2 protein-coding genes are annotated in these 1947 nt (G+C 37.3%); one reads left to right on the forward strand and one right to left on the reverse strand.

The features are described from left to right. The first annotated feature begins 780 nt into the window (after window positions 1–780). Window positions 781–1335: a peptidoglycan-binding domain-containing protein gene (locus RRG12_RS43605; protein ID WP_420760985.1), complete on the forward strand. Its 555-nt coding sequence runs from the start codon at window positions 781–783 to the stop codon at window positions 1333–1335. 53 nt (window positions 1336–1388) lie between these two features. Here the strand turns inward: RRG12_RS43605 and RRG12_RS43610 are convergent. Next, on the reverse strand, window positions 1389–1947 hold a 559-nt coding region (locus RRG12_RS43610; RefSeq protein ID WP_420763321.1), incomplete at its 5' end, for a glycosyltransferase.

A 1947-nucleotide genomic window follows, 5' to 3' on the forward strand; every position in this document is an offset into this window, starting at 1 on the left:
AGAATTCAGAATTCTGATTCCTGTTTTATTAAGGTGCTTCTTTTCTCAAGATTTAAAAATGTTATAAAAATTAACATAAGCTAGGCAAGAGAATTGTATAGACATTTTTTCCGTGCCCCCGTGTAACTTTGTCATGCAGTAATCTAAACTCTAGTTAAAATTTAAGACCGTGCAACAACGTTGTGCGGTTTCATTATTTTGAAGCTAAAGTATGCGCTTTCCGAGAAAAATTTCCTAGAAAAGTAGATATTTAGGAATTATGGCTGAAGACTTCCAGAGTTTCTGAATTATGATTTCTGAATGCTGGCTTCTTCTTCAAAATAACCTCTGAGAGAGGACATTTTTTTTGTAATTAACAATTGATTTTGTTGTCAAATGTTGCATTGATGAATGCTTAAAAACCTGACTCAGTGAATATAGCAGTATTTTTTGTAGCAGTATAAATATGATAAAAGTAGCATCAGCATACCAAGCACCAGCCGAAGACAATTAGGCAAATTGGTTTCATGACATTCCCAGATGATCATATAGTATGTTATTGTCTAAACCGTTGATTTAAATATCATATTTGACAAATTGATGCCTGGATTAAAGATAAAAAAAGCACAAAGCTAATAATATTAGTCTGATTAAACGGAATGGGAGGTGAGAAAATATGAGCCTGATAATATTATCTGAAAAAATTAGTACATGATTTTTTATTTGGTCAGTATGAACTATCCCGGACAACAGCAATGTTGTTAGTTAAAAGAAATATTGCTTGAAGTAAAATGAACTACAATGAGTGAAATTGGCCTGATGATGACGGGCGTGTTAACAGTAAGACAAGCATCTGGGGCCAATTTGCCACAGCAGCAATTATTTCAGATGGAAAATGACGTAAACCAGTCAAAACAGAGTCAGTTAGAAATGACTGCTCAAGTCACACCACCTGAATTTATGCAGACAGATGAGGTTTCCCAGGCTTCTCCCTCAGCGATCGCACTAACAAAAGAACACATACTTAATAAAATCGGCAAAAATAATCAGTTCCTAGCTTCTTCCAACTTAGGTCAGCCTAAGAAATATGCTCAGGCTGGAGTTAGAATCCGTGTAAAGGCTACAGGACGTTTCCAGAAGTTTAGTAGCCAACCTATGCCGACTCTTTATTTCGGTAGCTCTGGCCTTACTGTCAGAGTCTTACAAAGGCTGTTAGTGTCTAATGGTTATGCCGTTAGAGTGGATGGGATTTATGGCGCACTGACAGAGACAGCTGTCAAAGCCTTTCAAAATCAACGGAATTTAGCAACAGATGGAGTAGTTGGTCAACGAACCTGGCGGGCGTTAACAATTTAGTCATTTGTCCTTAGCCCTTAGTCCTTGGCTAATGACAAATGACGAATGACAAACTATCGATACTGATGTTGCTCTAATAGCTGTTGCGCTCTTGGCTTGTAAATTAAATAGAACAAAGCCTCAATGTAGCGCAACAAATCTTCCCGATTTTCCTTTGAAGTAAAATTCCAGAAGCCGTAAATCCGTGCTAATGATAACAACTTGCTAGTGTGAATTTTCCAAGTATAGGTGGTGTAAACTCGGTCAATTCCTCGCTGGGAAATTTCACTCCAATAGTTAGGATTTTGTTCGCATTTAGTGATGAAGTCCACAATTTTAGTGGCTGTTTCCTCTAAATTTGTCGGGTTAATTAAAAATCCATTCACCTTATCTTGAATAATCTCCAATGGCCCGCCAAATTGTGTAGCAAAAGTAGGTAAGCCTGAAACCATCGCCTCTAAAATTGTCAAACCAAAAGCTTCAAATAAAGCTGGTTGGACAAAAATTCCCTGATGATCTGCAATAACTCGGTAAATTTCACCAGAATCATTTTTAGTCAGGCGCACACCCAGCCAACGAATCTTTCCGTGGAGATTGTACTGATCAATTATTTGGTAGAGTTTGATAATTTCG

This window comes from Nostoc sp. CALU 546, from assembly GCF_048836525.1.